Source organism: Streptomyces sp. NPDC037083, assembly GCF_055606485.1.
Genome location: NZ_JBVJSQ010000004.1, coordinates 278,641 through 297,731, shown reverse-complemented (window position 1 = coordinate 297,731; position 19,091 = coordinate 278,641). Strand labels below are relative to the sequence as shown.

General features: G+C 72.2%; 9 protein-coding genes. 2 read left to right on the top strand and 7 right to left on the bottom strand.

Going from position 1 to position 19,091, the window contains the following annotated elements:
* Positions 1-135 precede the first annotated feature (135 nt).
* On the bottom strand, positions 136-4,065 hold the full coding sequence (locus tag ACZ7DE_RS13380; protein WP_470760550.1) for a glycoside hydrolase family 2 TIM barrel-domain containing protein: 3,930 nt from the start codon (positions 4,063-4,065) through the stop codon (positions 136-138).
* Positions 4,066-4,246: 181 nt separating this feature from the next.
* Positions 4,247-8,440: a molybdopterin-dependent oxidoreductase gene (locus ACZ7DE_RS13375; protein WP_470761085.1), complete on the bottom strand. Its 4,194-nt coding sequence runs from the start codon at positions 8,438-8,440 to the stop codon at positions 4,247-4,249.
* 503 nt (positions 8,441-8,943) lie between these two features.
* Between ACZ7DE_RS13375 and ACZ7DE_RS13370 the strand changes: the two genes are divergently transcribed.
* Positions 8,944-10,896 (top strand): M1 family metallopeptidase, encoded by a 1,953-nt coding sequence (locus ACZ7DE_RS13370; RefSeq protein ID WP_470760548.1) that lies wholly within the window; start codon positions 8,944-8,946, stop codon positions 10,894-10,896.
* Positions 10,897-11,014: 118 nt separating this feature from the next.
* Here the strand turns inward: ACZ7DE_RS13370 and ACZ7DE_RS13365 are convergent, their stop codons facing one another.
* The 4 genes from ACZ7DE_RS13365 to ACZ7DE_RS13350 all read right to left on the bottom strand — a co-directional run bounded on the left by ACZ7DE_RS13365 (position 11,015) and on the right by ACZ7DE_RS13350 (position 16,419).
* Positions 11,015-11,524 (bottom strand): O-acetyl-ADP-ribose deacetylase, encoded by a 510-nt coding sequence (locus ACZ7DE_RS13365; RefSeq protein ID WP_470760546.1) that lies wholly within the window; start codon positions 11,522-11,524, stop codon positions 11,015-11,017.
* Between the two features lie 33 nt (positions 11,525-11,557).
* Entirely contained in the window at positions 11,558-12,970 is a 1,413-nt protein-coding gene (locus ACZ7DE_RS13360) for a phytoene desaturase family protein (RefSeq protein ID WP_470760544.1), read from the bottom strand.
* Positions 12,971-13,513: 543 nt separating this feature from the next.
* Positions 13,514-14,377, bottom strand: coding sequence for an inositol monophosphatase family protein (locus ACZ7DE_RS13355; RefSeq protein WP_470760542.1), 864 nt, complete (start codon positions 14,375-14,377; stop codon positions 13,514-13,516).
* 212 nt (positions 14,378-14,589) lie between these two features.
* Positions 14,590-16,419, bottom strand: coding sequence for a gamma-glutamyltransferase family protein (locus tag ACZ7DE_RS13350; protein ID WP_470760540.1), 1,830 nt, complete (start codon positions 16,417-16,419; stop codon positions 14,590-14,592).
* A 336-nt stretch (positions 16,420-16,755) separates the two neighbouring features.
* On the opposite strand from ACZ7DE_RS13350, the gene ACZ7DE_RS13345 reads away from it, so the two are divergent.
* Positions 16,756-17,424, top strand: coding sequence for a hypothetical protein (locus ACZ7DE_RS13345; protein WP_470760538.1), 669 nt, complete (start codon positions 16,756-16,758; stop codon positions 17,422-17,424).
* Positions 17,425-17,499: 75 nt separating this feature from the next.
* On the opposite strand, the gene ACZ7DE_RS13340 is transcribed toward ACZ7DE_RS13345, so the two are convergent.
* Positions 17,500-19,029: an NCS1 family nucleobase:cation symporter-1 gene (locus ACZ7DE_RS13340; RefSeq protein ID WP_470760536.1), complete on the bottom strand. Its 1,530-nt coding sequence runs from the start codon at positions 19,027-19,029 to the stop codon at positions 17,500-17,502.
* Positions 19,030-19,091: the final 62 nt, after the last annotated feature.

Below are 19,091 nucleotides of genomic sequence, written 5' to 3'. Positions count from 1 at the left end.
TCCGTGCCGACGGGGAGAATGCACGAGTGATCGAACACCGGTGTGACGCGAGGAAGAGGCACACGGAACGGCGGTGCGGGCACGGTCGCCGCCCGAGCGCCGACCGTGCCCGCGTTCCCTCGCCGAAAGCGATTGCTACGACGTCGCCGTGGGCCGTCGTGAGGCCTTCGTCGCCTCGGTGACGTCCTTCAGCGGCCGCAGCCGGTAGGTGTAGGCGTAGTCGCGGTCGGCGAAGAGCTTGTACTCGTCGTGGGTGTGCGCGCCCCAGCTGTTGTCGCCGCCGACGCCCATCTGCCGGTGGTTCAGGCGCAGTACGACCTCCTTGCGTGGGGTGAGCTGATAGTCGTGGCGGGCCCCTACCGACAGGTCCTCGGGGGTGAAGTGCGAGGCGTTGACCTCAAGGAGCGGCTCGCCGGCCACGAGCAGGCCGACGCCGTCGTCGTCGGTCAGGGCTGCCCAGCGGACGTCGGTCTTGTTGCCGTTCTCCTGTGGGCGCAGGTAGGAGGTCCACTGGCCGGTGACGGTGCCGGAGTACAGGCCCACGTCGGTGGCGTCGTTGCGGTCCCAGTGGTTCTCCTCGGGGCCGCGGCCGTAGTAGTGCAGGTGCTCCAGGCGCGCGGGCAGGAACAGCAGCGTGCCCACCTCCGGGATGTACGGCAGGTTCGGGGCGCCCGGGTGCAGCGTGTTGTCGACCTTGATCTCGCCGTTTCCGAAAACGGTGTAGGTGGTGGTGTACGCCGACGGCGTCGTGGTGGGCAGGGTGCCGGCGACCTTGACCTCGACGGCGCGGTCGCCCAGCGCCCGTACGCCCACCTCGGTGACCGTGCGGTTCGCGCCGGCGTCGCGCCAGGTCTGGTTGCGGGTGTGCTGGCCGTTGCCCCGGTCGTTGTCGGTGGGGGCGCGCCAGAAGTTCGGGGCGGGCCCGGAGGAGAGCAGCCGGACGCCGGCGGCCCGGTACGAGGTGATGACGCCGGTCTTCTTGTCGACGGTGACCGAGAAGTCCCTGCCCGTGACCGTGACCGCGGCCTCGCCGTCCTCATGGCCGAGCGCCGGGACGGCAGCCAGCGGCACGGGGGTGACGGCGGGGCTGCCGGCGTCGACGGCGAGCTGATGCCGGGCCACCTCGTGGCCGGCCTTCGCCCACTTCGTGCTCTCCTTGAGGGTGAACGACAGCTGCAGGAAGTACTCCGCGCCCGGCGCGAGGTCGCGCGGCAGCCCGAACGGCACGGTGACGTCCTTGCTCGACAGCGGCGCCACGTCCAGCTGGGCTCGGGTCAGCCGGCCGCGCTGCACCGTTGTGCCGTCGGCGACGAGTTCCCACCGTGCGTCGAACTCCTTGAGGCCGGTGAAGAGGTACTCGTTGGTGAGGGTGATCGGCACTCCGGGGGTGAGCGGGCGGCCGGCCGCGGGTGCGGCGCCGATCGCCTGGTAGATCCGCTTCACCTCGGCGGACTTGCCGGTCGGCCCGCGGTCGGCGGTGACGATGCCGTCGCCGGAGAAGGCGCCGTCGTTGGGGTTGTCGCCCCAGTCGCCGCCGTAGGCGTAGAACGTCTCGTCGCGGGGCCGTTTCCGGGTGAAGCCGACGGTGGCCGCGTCGAACCAGAACCGCACGCCGTCGTCGCCGGGGCCGCGGCCGGGCGAGGCCAGTTCCGCGGCGCTCAGCGCGCGGGCGTAGACGCGCGCCCGCCGTACGGTGCCGCTGAACTCCCGGGTCGGGTTGTCGACGTCGGTGGCCAGCGACAGGGGGGCGGTGTTGACGGCGGGGCGCACGGCGGTGGTCCGGGTGGCCCGGACCACGCCGTCGACGTGGAGGGTCAGGGTGCCCGCGGCCGCGTCGAAGACACCCGCGACGTGGTGTTCCGTGCCGGTCCAGCCGTCCGGCAGCGCCCAGCTCACGGCGGCCCACTGGCCGCTGCCGTAGATGAAGAACTCCAGGGTCCTGTTGGTCTGTTTCAGGGCGTACTGGGTGTCGCCCTTGGCGAGGATGGGCTGGTGGTATCCGGTGACGTGCGGGGTTACCCAGGCTTCCAGAGTGAGGGAGCCGGTGAGGTCGAGGCGCGCGTCGCGGGCGAAGACGGTGCCGCCGGAGACGCCCTCGCCACGGGTGAACGCGCCGCTGGGGGCCATGATCTCACCGTGCAGCGCGCCCGGTCCGGTCTCGGTGAACAGCTTGCGGGTGGGGGTGGGCCAGTCGAGTGCCTGGTCGACGAAGTCCCAGATCCAGCCGCCCTGGAGCACGTCGTGGCGGCGGACGAGGTCCCAGTACTTCTTGAAGTTTCCGCTGGAGTTCCCCATGGCGTGGGAGTACTCGATCATCACGTACGGCCGGGTGTCGGCCGTGTCCTTCGCGCGTGCCTCGACGCGGGCGGGGCTGTCGTACATCTCGGAGCGGATGTCGCTGATCCCGGGGCGGTCGTCGCCCTCGTACTGGATGACGCGGGTGGTGTCGTAGGAGCGGATCCAGTCGTGCATGGCGTTGAAGGTGCTGCCGCCGCCGGCCTCGTTGCCGAGGGACCAGATGACGACCGAGGCGTGGTTCTTGTCGCGGTGGACCATGCTCTGGGCGCGCGCCACGCACGCCGCCGTCCACTCTGCGTGGTCGCCGGGGTACTCGCTCCGGATGCCGTGGGTCTCGAGGTTGGTCTCGTCCACCAGGTACAGGCCGTACTCGTCGGCGAGCTCGAGCCACAGCGGGTTGTTGGGGTAGTGCGAGGTGCGGACGGTGTTGATGTTCAGCCGCTTGATGATGCCGATGTCCTCCACCAGGTCGGCGCGGCTGAGGGCCGAGCCCCGGGTGGGGTGCATCTCGTGGCGGTTGGTCCCCCGCAGCGAGACCGGCCTGCCGTTGATCCGCATCAGCCCGTCCCTGAGCGCGAACTCGCGCAGACCGACCCGGTGGGACAGGGTTTCGGTCACCCTTCCGGCCGGGTCCCGCAGGCGCAGGACGGCGGTGTAGAGCTCGGGGCGTTCGGCCGACCACAGGCGTGGCTCGGGCACGGCCCTGGCGGCCTCGACGGTCCTCTCCTCGCCGGCGCCGAGTGTCACGGGTTGCTGCAGCGGCCGGGGCCACACCGGGTGTCCGTCGGCGTCGTAGAGCTGGGTCTCGACGGAGTACCGGCCGGCGCCGTGTCCACCGTAGTCGCGCACGCTCGCGGTGACCGACAGCTCGGCCGCCCGGTAGTCCTCGCTCAGCGGGGTGTCCAGCCGGAAGTCGCGCAGGTGTACGGACGGCGTGGAGTACAGGTAGACCGAGCGGAAGATGCCGCTCAGCCGGATCATGTCCTGGTCCTCCAGCCAGTCGCCGTCGGAGTAGCGGTAGACCTCCACCGCGATCTGGTTGGCGCCCGGCCTGAGGTGCTCGGTGATGTCGTACTCGGCGGGGTCGTAGGAGTCCTCGTGGTAACCGACCAACTCGCCGTTGATCCACACGTAGTGGGCCGACTTGACCCCCTCGAAGTGGAGGAACGTGCGCCGCCCCGTCCAGCCGCGCGGGACCGTGAAGGTGCGGCGGTACTGGCCCACGGGGTTGTAGCGGGTGGGGGCGCCCGGCGGCTGCGCCTCCTCGCCCAGGCCGTTGGGGCCCCACCACGGGTAGGTGATGTTGATGTAGATCGGGCGGTCGTACCCGTGCAGCTGCCAGACGGAGGGGACGGGGATGGTGTCCCAGTCGCTGTCGTCGAGGTCGGTGCGGTGGAAGTCGACGTCGCGGTCGTCGGGGCGGTCGGCGTACGCGAACCGCCAGGCCCCGTCGAGGCTCAGCCGGTACGGAGAGCGGGTCCGGTCGGCGGCGAGGGCCTGGGCGAGGTCCGCGTACGGCATGAGGGTGGTGTGCGGGGCCTCGGCGCCGAGGCGGAAGACGTCGATGCGGCCGTTCCACTCGGGGGCGGCGTCGGCCGCGGCGGCCCGGTGGGCGACGGACGGCGCGGACAGGGTGAGCGCGCCGAGGAGGGCGGCCGATCCTTCGAGCAGACGGCGGCGGCTGACGAGGGTGCGCTGCGGAATGTGCGGCGCCGCCCACTGGGGGCGGTCCGGCCGGTCCATGGACGACTCGTGCGGGTGGGTCATGACCACGACCTTCCTCAAGGCGAACCGTGCGGCTCTGCACGGACGGAGGGGTGCGTCAGATCTTGTCCACTCCTGTTGAAAAAACGAACATAGACTCGCCGCGATGGCCTGATATCAACTCTCTTCGGCGCAACGCCACTTGGTGCACTCGGTCGCCACGGGTTTCTCTGGTGAATTCCCGTCAGTAGACGTCCCGCACGTACCTCTTGTCGGAGGCGAGTTGCTTCACATAGGCCGCCGCCTCCGCCTCGCTCAGGCCGCCGTGGACGACCGCGACGTCGCGCAGGGCCTGGTCCACGTCCTTCGCCATGCGGGAGGCGTCGCCGCAGACGTAGAAGTGGGCGCCGTCCTGGAGCCACGACCACAGGTGGGAGCCGTGCTCGCGGATCCGGTCCTGGACGTAGACCTTGGCGCGCTGGTCGCGGGAGAAGGCCGTGTCGAGACGGGCGAGGGCGCCGTCGGCCAGCAGAGCGGTCAGCTCCTCCTCGTAGTAGAAGTCCGTCGCCCGGCGCTGCTCGCCGAAGAACAGCCAGTTGGGAGCCCGGTGCCCGCGCGCCCGGCGCTCCTCGAGAAATCCGACGAAGGGCGCGACGCCCGTGCCCGGTCCGACCATCACCATCGGGGTCGCCGGGTCGGCGGGCGGCCGGAAGTGCGGGGAGCGCTGCACGTGCACCGGGACCTCGGCGCCGGGTTCGGCGTCGGCGAGGAAGGGCGAGCAGACGCCCTGCCGGGGGCGGCCGGCCAGGTTCTCGTACCGCACGACGGACACGGTGAGCGAGACCAGGTGGGGGTCGGTGAGCGGGCTGGAGGATATGGAGTACAGCCGCGGTTGCAGCCGTCCGAGCAGCTCGGCCCACTCCTGGGCGTCGGCGCGGACCCCGAACTCGGCCGCCACGTCCACGGCTTGGCGGCCCCAGGACCACTTGGCGAGCTCGTCCTTGTTGTCGGGGCGCAGCAGCTTGCGCAGCTCGCGCGGGTCACGGGTGCGGTCGGCGGTGAACCGGAGCAGGGCCGGGGTGATCCGGGTGATGTCGAGATGGCGCAGCAGCGCCTCGCCGAGCGGTGCCTCGCCGACGCCGTTCACCCGCACGCTCGTGTGCGGGTCGAGACCGGTGACGGTCAGCCACTCCGACACCAGGTCGGGTGAGTTGAGGGGCCGTACGCCGAGCGCGTCGCCCGCCTCGTAGAGAAGGGGGGTCTCGCTGTCGCGGGTGTCGAAGGTGAAGCGCCGGACCTCCTTGCCGGAGCCCGGAAGGCTCAGCAGGCGGTTGCCGGTCAGACGGGCGATCACGGGGGCGGGCCGCCGGGAGCGGGGCGCGGGGGCGGCCGGGGCGTCGGCGGGCCGGGGGGCGGTGGACGCGACGGCGGTGGGCGGGGGCGCGGCAACGGCGGCGGGAAGGGCCTTCACCCTCGTTGCCGGCCCCGGGGAGGGGGTCTCGTCGAGGGTCGGGGGCCGCGGTTCCGTGGCCTCCTTCAGGGCGGTGACCACCTCGTCCAGCCAGGCCTCCGCCTCCGTCTCGTAGTCCGGTTCGCAGTCGGTGCGCGGGGCCAGCCGGACCGCGCCGAGCTCGTCCATCCGGCGGTCCAGGCGTCGCCCGTGCCCGCAGAAGTCGTCGTAGGAGGAGTCCCCGAAGGCGAGGACGGCGTAGCGGCGGCCCTCCAGGCGGCCGGTGCCCAGCGCGGCGAGGCCGTCCCAGAACCCGGCGCCGTTGTCGGGGGCGTCGCCGTCGCCGAAGGTGCTGGTGATCAGCAGCAGGTCCGCGTCGGAGGGCAGGGCCGCGGGATCGGCCTCGTCCATGGCGAGCAGGGAGGCGGCGTGACCGCCCTCGCTCAGCCGTGCGGCGGTGGCGGCGGCGAAGTCCTCGGCGTTGCCGGTCTGCGAGGCCCACAGGATCACGACCTGCCGCACCGGGGCGGGCGGGGGCGCCGCGGCGGTGCGCGAGTACATGCCGGCGAGCGTGCCGTTGACCCACACCGCGTGTTCGGGACTGAAGGGCGCGTCCGGCGGCAGGACCGGTACGCCCGGGGCGCCGGCCGGGATGCCCGCGAGGAACCCGACCAGGTAACGCCGTTCCAGCTCGGTCAGGACGGGCGGCGGGGCGGGATCCAGACCGAAGACGGCGGCCGCGGAGGGCTGGACCGCGGCCGGCACGAGGGCCCCGCCGGGGACCGGCGTCGGACCGCCGTCGTGGGCGGGAGCGGGGGCCGCGCCGTGGGCGGGAGCCCCCGTGCCCGTGGGAAGCGTCGAGGTGTCGGCGGCCGGCGCCTCGGTCGCCGGGAACTGCACGGCGACCGGTGTCGACACCTTCGTCAGGGACACCGCGCACACCTTCAGCTCGGGCTGGAAGGACAGCGGGTCGACGGCGTCGCTGGTGACCGCGTTGACGCTGAGGTACTCGCCGAACAGGTCGTTCCAGTGGAACGGCGCGAAGCAGGAGCCGGGCAGCACCCGGTCGGTGACGACGGCCGGCAGCACGGCCCGCCCGCGCCGCGAGGCGACCTCGACGGAGTCGCCGTCGGCGAGGCCGAGCGCGGCCGCGTCCTCGGGGTGCACCTCGACGAAAGGGCCGGGATCGAGCTTGTTGAGCTTGGCCACCTTCGCGGTCTTGGTCAGGGTGTGCCACTGGTGCTGGAGGCGGCCGGTGTTCAGGACGAACGGGTAGTCGTCGTCGGGCATCTCGGCCGGCGGGACGTGCGGACGCGGGTGGAAGACGGCACGGCCGGAAACGGTCGGGAAGGTGAGCGTGCCGTCGCCGTTCACGTACCGGACCGGATTGCGGTCGGGGCCGTCCGCGGTGGCGGCCGGCCACTGCACGGGGGCGGAACGCAGCCGGTCGTACGTCACTCCGCGCAGGTCGTAACCGGTTCCCGGGTTGTGGGCCTGCTTGATCTCCTCGAAGATCTGCTCGGCGCTGTCGTAGGTGAAGCCGCTCTCGTAGCCCATCGCGCGGGCCACGGCCGCGATGAGCCGCCAGTCGGCCATGGCCTCACCGGGCGCGTCGGCGGCGGCCCGGGCCAGGGTGAGGTTGCGCTCGCTGTTGATGAGGACGCCCTCGGTCTCGGTCCACAGCGCGCCGGGCAGGACGACGTCGGCGTAGGCATTGGTCTCGGTGTCGGCGAAGACGTCCTGTGTGACGACGAACTCGGCGGCCTCCAGTCCTTCGATGACCGTCCTGCGGTTGGCGACGGAGGCGACCGGGTTGGTGCAGATGATCCAGCAGGCCTTGATGTCGCCGTCGGCCATCCTGCGGAACATCTCGACGGTGCCCTTGCCGACGCCGTCGGCCCTGATCGTGCCCGGCTCGAGCCCCCACATCTCCTCGACGAAGGCCCGGTCGGCGTCGACCAGGACGGAGCGCTGGCCGGGCAGCCCCGGACCCATGTAGCCCATTTCCCGCCCGCCCATGGCGTTGGGCTGACCGGTGAGGGAGAAGGGCCCGCTGCCCGGGCGGCAGATCGCACCGGTCGCGAGATGCAGGTTCACCAGGGCGTTGGTGTTCCAGGTGCCGTGCGTGGACTGGTTGAGGCCCATGGTCCAGCAACTCGTCCACTCCCCCGCCTCGCCGATCAGCCGGGCGGCCTCGCGCAGGTCGGCCTCGGGGACGCCGGTGAGCTCCGCGACGGTGGCGGGCGGGTAGTCGGCGAGGAACTCCGGCATCGCCTCCCAGCCCTCGGTGTACGCGGCGACGAACTCGGGGTCGGTGTGGCCGTTCTCGTGCAGAAGGTGGAGCAGACCGTTGAGGAGGGCGAGGTCGGCGCCCGGCCTGACCTGGAGGAACAGGTCCGCCTTCGCGGCGGTGGCGGTGCGGCGCGGGTCGACGACGATCAGTTTCGCGCCCGCCTTCACCCGGTCCATCATCCGCAGGAAGAGGATGGGGTGGCAGTCGGCCATGTTGGAGCCGATGACCAGGAAGACGTCCGCCTTGTCGAGGTCGTCGTAGGAGCCGGGCGGGCCGTCCGCGCCGAGGGACAGCTTGTAGCCGGTTCCGGCGCTGGCCATGCACAGCCGGGAATTCGACTCGATCTGGTTGGTGCGCAGGTAGCCCTTCGCGAGCTTGTTCGCCAGGTACTGCGCTTCGAGGCTCATCTGGCCCGACACGTAGAGGGCGACCGCGTCCGGCCCGTGCTCGTCGACGATCTTCCGCAGCCGGCGCGCCGTCTCGGCGATCGCGGCCTCCACGGGGGCGGGCTCGGGCTCCTCGCCGCGGTCCGGGCGGACGAGGGCGGTGGTCAGCCGGCCGGGCGCGGCGAGCATGTCGGCGGTGGTGGCGCCCTTGGTGCACAGCCGGCCGAAGTTCGCCGGGTGCTGCTTGTCGCCGGACGCCTTCAGGACCGTACGGCGGCCGTCCGGTCCGAAGCCGATGTCGAGGACCATGCCGCAGCCGACACCGCAGTACGAGCAGACCGTGCGCACCTTTGTGTCCGTCGCGCTGTCGGTCCGCGGGTCCGGCACGGTCACGGGCGCCCCTTTCCTTCTGACGATCGGCCTGGTGAGAGCCTCTGCAAGCCTCTGTGACCGTACGAAGAGTGCATTACACAGGTGTCTCCCGGACCGGCAGCCGGGGGTTAAGCCCGGCGCACAGCGCAGGGCGGGCGGATGTGAGCGCCGGATTCCGCCCCCACGGCCGGGCAGACCGTCCGCGCCGAGCACCACCCTTTCGGGCCCGCTCCCCGCGTGCCCGGCCGCCCCAGAAGCGGAACCCGAACCCCCGCCCGGCCGCTTCTTCCGGGGAGCTCCTTTGCCAACCCCTGATGGCATGGCCGCGTCAAATCTGTCACGCTTCCGACAGCCGTCGCGCACCGCCCTCCGGCACACCCCCGCCGTCAGGGACAGCAACCGAGCAGGCCGGAAACCCGGCCGCCGCAAAGGAGCCATGTGTGAGACCCACGCCCCGCAAGACCCTCGCCGCGAGCGCACTCGCCCTCGCCGCGATGGCCGCCGTCTCGCTTCCCGCAGGCCCCGTGGCAGCCGCGCCGGGCACTGCCACCACGCACGGGAAGGACATGTCCGCGGCAGCCGCCGCGCCCGCGGACGCCGTCCCCGCCGCCGCGGGCGGCCGGGCGTCCCGGAAGGCGGCCTCGGCGGCCGCCGCCTGCACGCCGGCCCAGGCGGTGGTCAACGGAGGCTTCGAGAGCGGCGTCTCGCCGTGGACCCAGTCCTCGACCGGCGTGATCACCAGCCGCACGGGTCAGACCGCTCACGGCGGCACCGCCTTCGCCTGGCTGGACGGCGTCGGCAGCACCCACACCGACACGCTCTCGCAGAGCGTCACGATCCCCTCCGGGTGCGCGGCCGCCACCCTCACGTTCTGGCTGCACATCGACACCGCCGAGACGACCTCGTCCACCGCGTACGACAAGCTGACGGCCAAGATCGGCACGACGACGCTGGCCACGTACTCGAACCTCGACAAGAACACCGGCTACCTGCGCAAATCGTTCGACGTGTCGGCCTTCGCGGGCCAGACCGTGACCCTCGCCTTCACCGGAACCGAGGACTCCAGTCTCCGGACGAGCTTCGTCCTCGACGACATCGCCCTCGATACGTCGGGTGACACCCCGCCGCCCGCCGACTCCACCCGCACCCCTGCCGCGCCGTCGTACACCGTCAGCCTCACCAGCGACACGGCCGGCACGGTCTGGACCGGGCACGAGAGCGCGACGTTCACCAACGCGTCCGCGACCGCGCTCACCGAGGTGTACCTGCGGCTGTGGGACAACTACCACGGCACCTGCACGTCGATGCCGATCACGGTCGGCAACGTCACCGGCGGCGCCGCGGGCGCCCTCTCGGTCGGCTGCACGGCCCTCCAGATCACCCTCGCCGCCCCCCTCGCCCAGGGGCAGAGCACCACGATCGGCTTCGACCTGGGCATCACCGTGCCCAGCGGCGCCGACCGCTTCGGCCATGACGGGGCGTTCAGTTTCATCGGCAACGCGCTGCCCGTACTGGCGGTCAGGGACGGGACCGGCTGGCACCTGGACCCGTACACGAACAACGGCGAGTCCTTCTACTCGCTGGCCGCCGACTTCCGGGTGACCCTCGACCACCCGACGGGGCTGCTGGTACCGGCCACCGGCGCCTCGGTCGACACCGCCGGCTCCAGCGGACGCACCGTCACCACGGCGACCGCTTCCAAGGTCCGTGACTTCGCCTGGGCGGCGGGCCCGTTCAGCAAGATCTCCGGCACCTCGGCGGCCGGGACCCCGATCAACGTGTACTCCGTCTCCGGCATCAGCTCGGCCAACGCCCAGTCGATGCTCACCACCGCCAAGACCGCCGTGGACGCCCACTCCGCCCGCTTCGGCGCCTATCCGTACGGCGAACTGGACGCCGTCATCGACAACAACTTCTGGTTCGGCGGCATGGAGTACCCCGGGTTCGTCCTCGACCTGGTCAGCACCACGGCGCTGACCCATGAGATCGGCCACCAGTGGTGGTACGGGATCGTCGGCGACGACGAGTACAACAACCCGTGGCTGGACGAGTCGTTCACCGACTACGCCACCGACCTGGCGCTGGGCAAGACCGGCGCGAGCTGCTGGAGCAGCGTCTCCTGGGCGTCGTCGGCGGAGAAGATCACCAACTCGATGGCCTACTGGGACGCCCACTCCTCCCGGTACTCCACGGTGGTCTACGGCTACGGCAAGTGCGCCCTGCACGACCTGCGTCGGCTCATCGGCGACACGGCGATGGCCAAGCTGCTGAAGGACTACGCCACCGCGCACTGGTACGGCGTCTCGACCACGGCCGAGTTCAAGGCGGCCGCCCAGGCCGCCACGACCACGGACCTGACGTCCTTCTGGACCACGCACCGCATCGACGGCTGATCCGTCGCGGCCACCGCGCACCGGTGCGCCGATGCGGAGGCATCGGTTCACCGGTGCGCGGGTTCACGGCGGGCGACGTCGCCCGACGGCGTCCGGCGTCACCCGCGCGGCGCCGCCGTCAGCCGGTCTGCGCGGCGAAGGCCGCGTACGCCTGCTCGTCGAAGAGCACGAACCTGACCTCCTCCACGTCCGTGCGCGTCGCCCGCACGGTCCGCACCGCGACGCGGGCGGCGTCGTCCATCGGCCAGCCGTAGATGCCCGCGGACACCGCCGGGAAGGCGACGGTACGGGCGCCCAGTTCGTCCGCCACGCGCAACGACTCCCGGTAGCAGGACTCCAGCAGCTCCGAACGGTCCTCGTTCGCGCTGTACACGGGCCCCACGGTGTGGATCACCCAGCGCGCGTCCAGGTCGCCCGCGGTCGTGGCGACCGCGCGGCCGGTGGGCAGGCCCTTGCCGTACCTGGAGGCCCGCAGACGGCGGCAGTCGGCGAGGATCGCCGGGCCGCCCCGGCGGTGGACGGCGCCGTCGACGCCCCCTCCGCCGAGAAGCGAGGAGTTGGCCGCGTTGACGATGGCGTCCACGGACTGCCGGGTGATGTCGCCCAGGACGAGGGTGATCGTGGTCATGTCTGTGTATACCAAGCGGAACCGGTCGGCCCGTCAGATTTGCCGGCGCAGCCTCCGCCACACGGCCTTCGCCGCGTTGTGGCCCGACATGCCGTGCACGCCCGGGCCGGGAGGAGTGGCCGACGAACAGAGGAAGACGGCCGGATGCGGGGTGGCGTAGGGGAAGGCGGTCAGCTTGGGGCGCAGCAGGATCTGGAGCCCGGAGACCGCTCCGGAGGCGATGTCCCCGCCGACGTAGTTGGCGTTGCGGGCGAAGAGTTCGGCGGGACCGGCCGTGGCGCGGGCGAGGACGCGGTCGCGGAACCCCGGCGCGAAGCGCTCCAGTTGACGTTCCATGGTCTCGGTGAGGTCGCCGTTCCAGCCGCTGGGCACATGGCCGTAGGCCCAGAAGACGTGTTTGCCGGCCGGAGCGCGGGTGGGGTCCACCACGCTGGGCTGCACCGTGATCAGGAAGGGCCGGTCGGGCGCCCGGCCCTCGCGGGAGGGCGCTCGCAGGGCGGCGCCGATCTCCGCGCTGTCCGCGCCGATCTGCACGGTGCCGGCGGCCCGGGCCTCCTTCGCGGTCCACGGGACCGGGCCGTCCAGCGCATAGTCGATCTTGAAGACGCCGGGTCCGTACTTGTAGCCGTCGTAGTAGTTGCCGAAGCCCGCGATGCGGGCCAGGGCGGTGGGCGAGGTGTCGAAGACGTAGGCGCGGGCCGGCGGCAGGTCGTCCAGGCGTTTGACCTCGTAGTCGGTGTGGATGCTGCCGCCGAGGTCCCGCAGGTATGCGGCCAGCGCGTCCGAGATGGACTGGGAGCCGCCGCGGGCCACCGGCCAGCCGCGGGCGTGCGCGGCGAGGGCGAAGACCAGGCCGACGGCGCCGGTGGCGAACCCGCTCAGCGGGGCCATGACATGGGCGACGAGGCCGGCGAAGAGGGTCTTGGCCGGCTCGTCGCGGAAACGGCGCGTCAGCCAGCTGGACGGGGGCAGGCCGACCAGGCCGAACCGGGCCAGGGTGACCGGGTCGCGCGGGAGCGCGGTCAGCGGCAACGACATGAAGTCGCGGGCCAGGGTGTCCCACTTGGAGAGGAAGGGTTCGACCAGGCGGCGGTACGCGCCCGCGTCACGCGGCCCGAAGGAGGCGGCCGTCTCGGCGACCGACCGGGACAACACGGCGGCGCTGCCGTCGAGGAAGGGGTGTGCCATGGGCAGCTCGGCGTGCAGCCACTCCAGGCCGTAACGCTCCAGGGGCAGGGCACGGAAAGCGGGCGAGTTGACGCCCAGGGGGTGCGCGGCGGAGCACGGGTCGTGCAGGAAGCCGGGCAAGGTGAGTTCCTCGGTGCGCGCTCCCCCGCCCACGGTGCCCTGCGCCTCGAACAGCGCCACGGAGAAGCCGCGCCTGGCCAGCTCCACCGCCGCGGTCAGCCCGTTGGGCCCCGCTCCCACCACGACCGCATCGAGCATCGACGGCACTTCGACCCCTTCGTCAGCCGGTGGCCCCCGTAGATTGGTGGCCCCCGCAATCAGGATATGCCGGGGGTACGACAACCCCTGCGGCGCGGGGCCCCGACCCGGCCGGGAGATGCGCGGCGCGGCTCGCAGATCCGTGGGCCCGGCCCGGCTTGGGCATCCGCGGCGCGGGGCTCGGGCACGGCCCGGACCTGGGGCACCGGCCCAGCAACCGGCCGGGGCATCCGCGGCCCGGCTCGGAGACCCGGCCCGGCCAGGCCATCCGCGGCACGGGGCTCGGGCACGGCCCGGACCTGGGGCACCGGCCCAGCAACCGGCCGGGGCATCCGCGGCCCGGCTCGGAGACCCGGCCCGGCCAGGCCATCCGCGGCGCGGGGCTCGGGCACGGCCCGGATCCGGGGCACCGGCCCAGCAACCGGCCGGGGCATCCCCGGCCCGGCCCGGCCAGGCCATCCGCGGCACGGGGCTCGGGCACGCCCCGGATCCGGGGCACCGGCCCCGCACCCGGCCAGGGCGCCGGCTGCGGGCAGGGCGCGTTCAGGCGGAGTTCCGGCCGGTCCCGCCGCCGGAGAGCAGTGCGGCCACGCGCCGGGCCGTCGCCGCGTCCCGGGCCGCCGTGAACGGCAGGGAGTTGCCGCCGGTGACGCGGAACGGCTCGCCGGTGAGGGTGAGGTGGGCGCCGCCGGCCTCCTCGACCAGGAGCAGTCCGGCCGCGTGGTCCCATGCCGCCTCCCAGGAGAAGGCGGTGGCGTCCAACTCGCCCCGGGCGACGGCGAGGTACTCGAGGCCGGCCGAGCCGCACGGCCGGGGGGCGACGCCGTCCGTCCACAGGGACAGCAGGGCGCGCTTTTCCTGGTCGGTCGTGTAGTCGGGGTGCGAGGTGGCCACCGTCAGGTCGCGGCCGGGCGCGGGCGGCCCGGCGAACAGCCGTTCTCCGTCGAGGAAGGCACCGCCGCCGCGGACGGCCGTGGCCAGCTGGTCGCGGGCCGGGGCGTAGGTCCAGGAGGCGTGCAGGACGCCGTGCCGGACGAGCGCGACCAGCGTGCAGAAGCCGTCGTCGCCGTGCACGAACTGGCGTGTTCCGTCGACCGGGTCGACGATCCACACGGGTGCGTCGCCCTGTATCGCCGCGTACGTGGCCGGGTTGGCGTGCACCGCCTCTTCGCCGACGACGACCGAGCCGGGCAGCAGGGCGCCGAGGGCCTTGGTGAGGAACAGCTCGGCGTTGCGGTCGGCGTCCGTCACCAGGTCGTGCGGGCCGTTCTTCTGGACGACCTCGTGCGCCTCGAGCTGCCGGAAGCGAGGCATGATCTCGGCCGCGGCGGCCTTGCGGACCGCTTCCTCCACGTCGGCCGAGTGGCGAACGAGAAACTCGTCGATGGTTTCCGTGTCTTCGATCATGCCTCCATGAGAGCACGGCCCACTGACAATCCCCACCCGCCCGGTGCATCACGGGTGGAATCGGGATGAAGAACGAGGACGCGCCGCCCGTCGCCCGCGCCCCCGCACTCCCCGCCACCCTCGATCCCGCACCCCTTTTGCCCCGCAGGCTCCGATTTTTCCCCCCGTTCGCTCCGATCTCGTACTCCCTCCTGCCGCCCCGCCGGGCCGGGTCAGCGGCCCACCGCGTACCCCTGCATCCCGCGCGGGTTCGCGGCCGCCGACAGGATCCCGGTCTCCGGGTCGCGGGCGACCGCGCACAGCCGGCCCTCGGACCACGGGTCGCCGAGCCTCACGTCGTGGCCGCGCCGCCGCAGCTCCTCCACCACCGACGCCGGCATGCGGGACTCCACGGTGACGCTGCCCGGCCGCATCCCGCGCGGGTAGAAGGAGCCGGGGAAGCCGTCGTTGTGCCAGTTCGGGGCGTCTATCGCGCCCTGGAGGTCCAGGCCGCCCCGCACCCGTGCGCGCAGGGCGACGGCCAGCAGGAAGTGCAGTTGCCACTGGTCCTGCTGGTCGCCGCCCGGCGTGCCGAAGGCCAGCACCGGCACCCCGTCGCGCAGGGCGATCGAGGGGGTGAGCGTGGTGCGGGGCCGGCGGCCGGGCGTCAGCGAGTTCGGCAGGCCCTCCTCCAGCCAGGTCATCTGCAGCCGGGTGCCGAGCGGGAAGCCCAGCTCGGGCACGACCGGGTTGGACTGCAGCCAGCCGCCGCTGGGCGTGGCGGCGACCATGTTGCCCCAGCGGTCGACGACGTCGAGGTGACAGGTGTCCCCGCGGGTGGCTCCGCGCGCGGTGACCTCGGGCTCGCCCGGCACGGGGGACGTCGGGCCCTTGGCGAACGTCGGCTCGCCGGCGCCCAGGGGACTGAAGCCGGGGTCGTCGCAGGCCACCACGTGCGCGTGTCCGCTCAGCCGCGGGGCGCGTCCGCCGGGGCTGCCGGGCCGCAGCTCGTACGACGCCTCGTCCCCGATCAGCTGCCGTCGCCGCGCGTTGTAGCCGTCGTCGAGCAGGTCGGCCAGCGGGACCTCGGCCGCGTCGCCGTACCAGGCCTCGCGGTCGGCCATGGCGAGTTTGCAGCCCTCGATCAGAAGGTGGACGTAGTCGGCCGAGCCGTACGCCGGCAGTTCGGGCGGGAGCAGGGCGAGCTGCTGGAGAAGGGCCGGGCCCTGGCTCCAGGGGCCGGCCTTGCAGACGGTCCAGCCGTTCCACTCGTAGGTCGCCGGCGCCTCGTACGTCGCGGACCAGGCGGCCAGATCGGCGGCCGTGAGAGTTCCGGTGTGGCGCTCGCCGCTGGTGTCGAGGGTGGGGCGGGCGGCCTGCCGCACGAGTGCCTCCGCGACGAACCCGGTCCGCCACACCTGCCGGGCGGCGTCGATCCGGGCCTCCCGGCAGCCCGTTCCCGCGGTCTCGGCGAGCAGCCGCTTCCAGGTGGCGGCGAGGGCGGGGTTGCGCAGCAGCCGACCGGGGAGCGGAGGGCGGCCGCCCGGCAGGTAGACCTCTGCCGACGAGGTCCACTCCGTCTCGAAGAGCTCTCGTACCGTCTCGACGGTCGCGCCGACGTTCTCCACCGGCGCGTGGCCGTGCTCGGCGTACCCGATGGCGTACTTCAGGACGTCGTCGAGGGACTTGGTGCCGTGGTCGCGCAGCAGGAGCATCCACGCGTCGAACGCGCCGGGGACCGCGGCGGCGAGCGGTCCCGTTCCGGGCACGAGGTCCAGGCCCAGTTCCCGGTAGTGCGCGACCGTGGCGCCGGCGGGCGCCACGCCCTGCCCGCACAGCACCCGCACCTCGCCGCCCGCCGGGGCGAGGAGGATCGGCGCCTCTCCGGCGGGCCCGTTGAGGTGCGGTTCGACGACGTGCAGCACGAAGGCGCCGGCCACGGCCGCGTCGTAGGCGTTGCCGCCGTCCTCCAGGACGGCCATCGCCGACTGCGAGGCCAGCCAGTGCGTGGCGGACACCATGCCGAAGGTGCCCTGGAGGGTCGGGCGGGTGGTGAACTGCATGTCTCACCTCGGTGTGTGCGTGCGGCAGCCGTTCCCACCAGTGCTCCGCGGCCGCGCCCGGGAGTTTCCGGGGAGTCTCGGCTCGTTTCCGGTCGACCTCGATCGCACAGCAGGCTACCGATCGGACGGTCCGCCCTCCGGAGCGCCGTCGGCGCCCTCGAACTCGCCGCCGCTTTGTCCCATACCGGCAGGCGATGTCCCGGTAGGAGCAAGCCCCTTCGTCACCGCACGGGCACGGAGCGAGTTCGCACTTCCGCCCCACAGGGAGTCGTGTGACACTGGCTTCCCTGTCCGCACTGCGGACTCCGTCCGCACCGTCCCCCACGAAAGTGCGCCGTGCGCTCTCTCCCACTGCCGCTCGCCCTCACCGCGCGCCTGACCCCCGTGGTCGTGCTCGCCTGCGCGGGCTGGGCGATGTCGTCCGGCCCGCCCACCGAAAAGCAGGACACCGCGGCCAAGGACACGCAGAAGACCCAGTCCGAGAAGGCGTCCGGCCCGTCCTCCACGGCGGTGTCCAAGACGTACTCCGCCGCGCCCGCACCCTGCACCAGCGTGGCCGTGAAGACGGTCTCCTCGCTCGTGCCGGGGGCGAAGACGGCGGGCAAGGAGATCCCCTCCACCGACACCGCGCTGCGCCGCACCTGTTCGTGGAACGCGCTCAAGGGGTACGACTACCGCTGGCTCGACATCTCCTTCGAGATCACGGATTCGGACGAGGCGGCACAGAGTTCGTACAAGCAGCGGATCGGTGAGAAGAGCGGCGGCGGGGCGGTGCCGGGGCTCGGCAACGCGGCCTACTCCGTGGTCAATCTGACGACGGAGGACAAGCAGCAGACCCGTGAGGGCGTCGTCATCGCCCAGGTGTCCAACGCGCTGGTCGTCGTCAACTACAACGGCAGCGACTTCGAGTCGAAGAAGGCGCCCGGCACCGACGAGATCAACAAGGGTGCGATCAAGGCGGCCAAGGAAGCGGTGGCCGCTCTGCAGAACGGCCGCAAGAGCTGAGCCGAGCACGACACGGAACGGCCGGAGGGGCGCGAGCGCTCCTCCGGCTGTCTTTTTCTCGTCCTCCACCACGCGTCAGGCGGCGGTCTCCTCCTGACGTCCGCGCAGCAGCATCAGGGCCAGGTAGACGACGGTCGAGGTGCCGAGGCCGACCGCCCAGCCGTAGTCGGCGAGGGGCTCCAGCGCCGGGACGGGCCGGCCGTCGATCAGCGGCTTGAAGCTGGCGCCCCCGACGGCGAGGACACCGCCCGCCACGAACGCGACGACGGCCCGCCAGTTCCAGCCGCCGTCGTACCAGTAGCGGCCGCCCGCGCGGTACAGGTCGGTCAGGTCGAGCTTGCCGCGGCGCAGGATCCAGTAGTCGGCGATGAGGATGCCGGCGACGGTGCCCAGCAGGCCGCCCACCAGGCCGAGCCAGGTGAAGATGTAGCCCTGCGGGTCGGAGTACAGCTTCCACGGGAAGATCAGCACGCCCAGGACGCAGGTGGCCAGCGCGCCGGTGCGGAAACTGATCCTCCGCGGCGCGATGTTGGAGAAGTCGAAGGCCGGGGAGACCAGGTTGGCCGCGATGTTCACCGACAGGGTCGCCACCAGCACGGTCACCAGCGCGAAGAGCAGACCGAAGACGTTGTCCGTCTTGGCGGCGAGCTGTACCGGGTCCCAGATCGTCTCGCCGTACACGGCCTGCGAACCGGAGGTGACCAGCACCGACAGCAGCGCGAACAGCGTCATGGTCGTGGGAAGACCAAGAGCCTGTCCCCAGGTCTGCGCCTTCTGCGACCTGCCGTAGCGGGTGAAGTCGGGGATGTTCAGCGACAGCGTGGACCAGAAGCCGATCATGCCCATCAGGGACGGCCAGAACAGCTTCCAGAAGTCGCCGCCCCAGCCCAGCTTGGAGGGCTGGTCGAGGAGCGGGCCGAAACCGCCGGCCTTGTTGCTCATCCAGATCAGCATTACCACCGCGCCGACGAGGACGAAGGGCGCCGCCCAGTTCTCGAAGCGCCGGATCGTCTCCATGCCCCGGTAGATGATCGCGACCTGGATCGCCCAGAAGATCGCGAACGACAGCCACATGGTCCAGGCGTAGCCGCCGATCCTCCCGGCGTCGGACCAGCCGTTGCCGATCAGTTTCCCGGCGAGGAAGTAGATCGCCTCGCCGCCGATCCAGGTCTGGATGCCGAACCAGCCGCAGGCCACCAACGCCCGTACGACAGCGGGGAGGTTGGCGCCGCGGATGCCGAAGGAGGCGCGGGCGAAGACCGGGAAGGGGATGCCGTACTTCGGTCCCGCGTGGCCGGTGAGCAGCATCGGCACCAGCACGATGACGTTGGCCAGGGCGATGGTGAGCACCGCCTGCTTCCAGTCCATGCCGACGGCGATCAGACCGGAGGCCAGCGTCCACGACGCCGTGTTGTGGGCCATGCCGACCCACAGCGCGGAGAAGTTGTACGTGGTCCAGGTGCGCTTCTCCACGGGGACCGGCAGCAGGTCCTCGTTGGCGTAGGGGCCGCTGGGCTGCGGCGAACCGGGGGCGATCTCCACCCGGCCGTCGGCCAGGGTGACTTGAGAGGTCGGCGATATGGCCGTGGGAGCGGTGTCGGTCATGGGCAGGCCAATCAAACGAGGGGCGGATCCGGAAAGGCCGTGCGGGTCTCCGGGCCCCCTCC

Bases quoted from the DNA above. Each gene is read 5' to 3' on its own strand.
- ACZ7DE_RS13360 (WP_470760544.1), bottom strand. From the start codon at position 12,970: ATGCTCGATGCGGTCGTGGTGGGAGCGGGGCCCAACGGGCTGACCGCG.
- ACZ7DE_RS13375 (WP_470761085.1), bottom strand. From the start codon at position 8,440: ATGGTCCTCGACATCGGCTTCGGACCGGACGGCCGCCGTACGGTCCTG.
- ACZ7DE_RS13350 (WP_470760540.1), bottom strand. From the start codon at position 16,419: ATGCAGTTCACCACCCGCCCGACCCTCCAGGGCACCTTCGGCATGGTG.
- ACZ7DE_RS13380 (WP_470760550.1), bottom strand. From the start codon at position 4,065: ATGACCCACCCGCACGAGTCGTCCATGGACCGGCCGGACCGCCCCCAG.
- ACZ7DE_RS13340 (WP_470760536.1), bottom strand. From the start codon at position 19,029: ATGACCGACACCGCTCCCACGGCCATATCGCCGACCTCTCAAGTCACC.
- ACZ7DE_RS13355 (WP_470760542.1), bottom strand. From the start codon at position 14,377: ATGATCGAAGACACGGAAACCATCGACGAGTTTCTCGTTCGCCACTCG.
- ACZ7DE_RS13365 (WP_470760546.1), bottom strand. From the start codon at position 11,524: ATGACCACGATCACCCTCGTCCTGGGCGACATCACCCGGCAGTCCGTG.